General features: G+C 72.9%; 3 protein-coding genes. 1 reads left to right on the top strand and 2 read right to left on the bottom strand.

Features of this window, described 5'->3' with window-relative positions:
* The coding region (locus tag L0P92_RS43115; RefSeq protein WP_234768594.1) for a transcription antitermination factor NusB at window positions 1-1,203 on the bottom strand (1,203 nt) is incomplete at its 3' end.
* 123 nt (window positions 1,204-1,326) lie between these two features.
* Entirely contained in the window at window positions 1,327-2,259 is a 933-nt protein-coding gene (fmt, locus tag L0P92_RS43110) for a methionyl-tRNA formyltransferase (RefSeq protein WP_234768593.1), read from the bottom strand.
* A 287-nt stretch (window positions 2,260-2,546) separates the two neighbouring features.
* Between fmt and L0P92_RS43105 the strand changes: the two genes are divergently transcribed.
* A complete protein-coding gene (locus L0P92_RS43105) occupies window positions 2,547-3,089 on the top strand; it encodes a hypothetical protein (protein WP_234768592.1) in 543 nt (180 codons plus the stop codon).
* Window positions 3,090-3,539: the final 450 nt, after the last annotated feature.

Here is a 3,539-nt window from a genome sequence, read left to right as displayed (position 1 = left end):
ACCCACCCGCACAGAATCAAGAGCCGCCCGCAACAACCCCCGCTGCAGCGGAGCAAACCCGTCAAGATCCTCCGGCCGCCGCCGCCACCGAGCCTCCGGCCGCCGCCGCAACGCCCCCAGCCCCGTACACGGCACATCCACCAGCACCCGGTCAAAGCTCCCACCCCGCCAGGCCGGCCGCGTCCCATCCGCGGTGATCACCTGATACGGCCCCGGATTACCCTCCAACGCCCTCGCCACAAGCCCCGCCCGATGCGGCTGCTTCTCGGAGGCCAGCAACATGGCCCCCCGCTCCGCGGCCAACGCCCCGAGCAACGCCGCTTTGCCCCCCGGCCCGGCACACCCGTCGAGCCACTTCTCGTCCGGCCCCTCCAACGGCGCGTTCGCCAGCGCGAGAGCGACGAGCTGACTCCCCTCGTCCTGCACCCCCGCACGCCCTTCCCGCACGGCCTCGACAGCCCCCGGCTCCCCGCCTTCGGCGAGCCGCACGGCATACGGCGACCACCGCCCCGGCACCGCCGCCTCCGCACCGAGCAGTTCCTCGGTCGTGGCCCGCCCCGGCCGCGCGACGAGCGTCACCTCGGGCCGCTCGTTGTCGGCCGCCAGCAACCGCTCGATCCCGGCCCGCCCACCACCGAGCGAGTCCCACAGCGCCGAGACGACCCACCGCGGATGCGAGTGCACGACGGCGAGATGGTCCTCGGGATCGTCGTCGTACGGCGGAGCGACCCGCTGGATCCACCCGTCGAGATCGTCCTGCGCGACCTTCCGCAGCACGGCGTTGACGAACTTGGCCCGCCCGTCCCCCAGAACGACCCGCGCGAGCTCCACGGACGCGGACACGGCCGCATGCGTCGGGATCCGCGTCCCGAGCAGCTGATGCACCCCCAGGCTGAGCACGTCGAGCACCGGCGGGTCGACCTCACGCAGCGGCCGGTCCACACAGGCGGCGATGACGGCGTCGTACGTCCCCTGCCACCGCAGCGTCCCGTACACCAGCTCGGTCGCGAGCGCGGCGTCACGCCCGTCGAAGTCGCCCTTCTCCCGCGCCTTCCGCAACAGCGGCGGCAGCACGAGGTTGGCGTACGCGTCCCGCTCGTCCACGGCGCGCAGCGCCTCGAAGGCGAGGACGCGGACGGGGTCCTTCTTGGGCCGTCGATAGGGCTTGCCGGTTCTGCGGGGCCGACGGGAGGTGTCGCTCACGAAAAAGGTGCTCCGGATTGCTGGAAGAGATGTACGACCAGCCTACGTCGCCCGACGCCCCGGACGGACGGCTGCCCCGAGGCCGGGCCTCGGTCGGTCGGAGCAGCCAGTCGGAGCCGTCGGTCAGACCCCGAGGCCCTCCCCCTCCCCGATCCGCACGCCCCGCGCCCAGTCCGCGGCCCGCATCGGCTTCTTGCCCTGAGCCTGCACCCACAGCAACTCCACGGCGTACGACCCGGTCCCGACGTACACGTTGTTCTTCCCCACGGACAGCGCTCCCGGGGCGAGATCGTCCCGCCCGGGCACCGGCTGCACCTGGATGAGCTTGAGCCGCTCACCGCGGAAGGTGGTCCAGGCGCCCGGCGCCGGGGTGCACCCGCGCACGAGCCGGTCGACGCGCAGGGAAGGGGCGGCCCAGTCGATATGAGCGTCCTCCACGTTGACCTTGGGCGCGAGGGTGATCCCGTCGGACGGCTGGGGTACGGCCTTGAGGGTGCCGTCGGCGATCCCGTCCATGGTCGCGGCGAGCAGCCCGGCCCCGGCGAAGGCAAGCCTGGTCAGCAGGTCGCCGCTGGTGTCGGTGTGCCGGATCTCCTCGGTGACGGTGCCGTAGACGGGCCCGGAGTCGAGGCCCTCTTCGATGAGGAAGGTGGAGGCCCCGGTGATCTCGTCGCCCGCCATGATGGCGTGCTGCACGGGCGCGGCCCCACGCCAGGCGGGCAGCAGCGAGAAGTGCAGGTTGACCCAGCCGTGGGCCGGGATGTCGAGGGCGACGCGGGGCAACAGGGCGCCGTAGGCGACGACGGGGCAGCAGTCGGGCGCGATCTCCCTGAGCCGCTCCAGGAACTCGGGGTCACGCGGCCTGGCCGGCTTGAGCACCTCGATCCCGGCCTCCTCGGCCCGCTCGGCCACCGGACTCGCCACCATCCGGCGCCCGCGCCCCGCCTGCGCGTCCGGCCGCGTCACAACAGCGGCCACCTCGTGCCGCCCGGAGGCGATCAGAGCGTCCAGAGCGGGAACGGCAACCTCGGGGGTACCGGCGAAGACAAGCTTCATGGGTGGGCACGGGCCTCTCGGGCGGGGTCGGTTGGGCGACACACAAGTCTATGGGTGCCCGGGACGGCGCTCACATGGGCTCTCATGGGGAACCCCCGCGATCCGAGGCCGAGGGCCGAGGCGCGCACCCCTCACCCAGGGGCGTGGGCATATGCCCATACGCCCCCACTGCGTGACCCCCGGACCACTCCCGCGTTGGTCAAGAAAGAGTTGACCACAACGGGCCGCACCCGCCGTATCCGCGGCGCGGCCCTCTCCTTTTCAACGCCGGTTCGAGAGGCTTGTTCATGGCCGACCACGCAACCCACGACGCCCAGGCTCGGGCCAGCCTGCACTTGCTGGTGCGGGACATCGAGCGGGTCCGCCGGCAGGTGGACGCACTGCGTACGCTCACCGCCCAACTGGGCAACGTCTACCGCCCGCGCCGCTCCGGCCCCTCCACGGGCTTCGTCGTCTACGGACGCGCTCCCGCCCCGACGGTCCGTCTCGCCCAGGAGCTACGGGACAGTGTCGAGACCCTGGTCACGGCAGCGGTGGACTTCGACCGCTCGCTCGGCTTCTCCTGGGACGCGGTCGGTTCCGCTCTCGGCGTCACCAAGCAGGCCGTCCACCGCCGCTACGGCGCGCGCCGCGCCGCCACCCAGGCGGCGGCCGAGGCCGAGCGGACGACCGAGCCCTCGGGCACCCGGACGGTCAACGTCACCACCGCCCTCCCCACGGTGCCGACGGTCCCCGCAGCCCGCTCCATGCCGACGCAGCCGACGGCAGGCAGTCCCGCCATCCGCGACGAGGCCAGGCCCACGGCGTTCCCCGGCCCTCGCAACGGCTGACACCCCCGACGCTCTGCCCTCCCGAAGCGCACCCGGGAGGGCAGAGGCATGCCAGCCCCCTCCGGGACGCGGCACCTCCAGGTACCAACACACGGGCGCCCCCCCGAGCCATCGAGACCACAGAAGCCACCGCTCTCAGGCGCCCACCGGCCCTCAAGGCCCCGGGCCCACGTCAATCACCGGGCCTGCAGCCCGCCAGGCCACAGAAGCCACCGGCCTCAGGCGCCACCGGCCCCCAAAGCACCAAACCCACGCCAGTCAACCGAACCTTCAGCCCGCCAAGGCCACAGAAGCCGCCGCTCTCAGGCGCGACCGGCCCTCAAAGTCCCGGGCCCACGTCAATCACCGGGCCTACAGCCCACCAAGACCACAGAAGCCACCGGCCTCAGGCGCCACCGGCCCCCAAAGCACCGAACCCACGCCGGCCACCCGGCCACCCAGCCACCCAGC

The sequence above is a fragment of the Streptomyces muensis genome (assembly GCF_021474425.1).
Classification (GTDB): Bacteria; Actinomycetota; Actinomycetes; order Streptomycetales; family Streptomycetaceae; genus Streptomyces; species Streptomyces muensis.
Note: the sequence above shows the minus strand (reverse complement) of the source record. Positions and strands in the feature narration are given on the sequence as shown.

Bases quoted from the DNA above. Each gene is read 5' to 3' on its own strand.
- fmt (WP_234768593.1), bottom strand. From the start codon at position 2,259: ATGAAGCTTGTCTTCGCCGGTACCCCCGAGGTTGCCGTTCCCGCTCTG.
- L0P92_RS43105 (WP_234768592.1), top strand. From the start codon at position 2,547: ATGGCCGACCACGCAACCCACGACGCCCAGGCTCGGGCCAGCCTGCAC.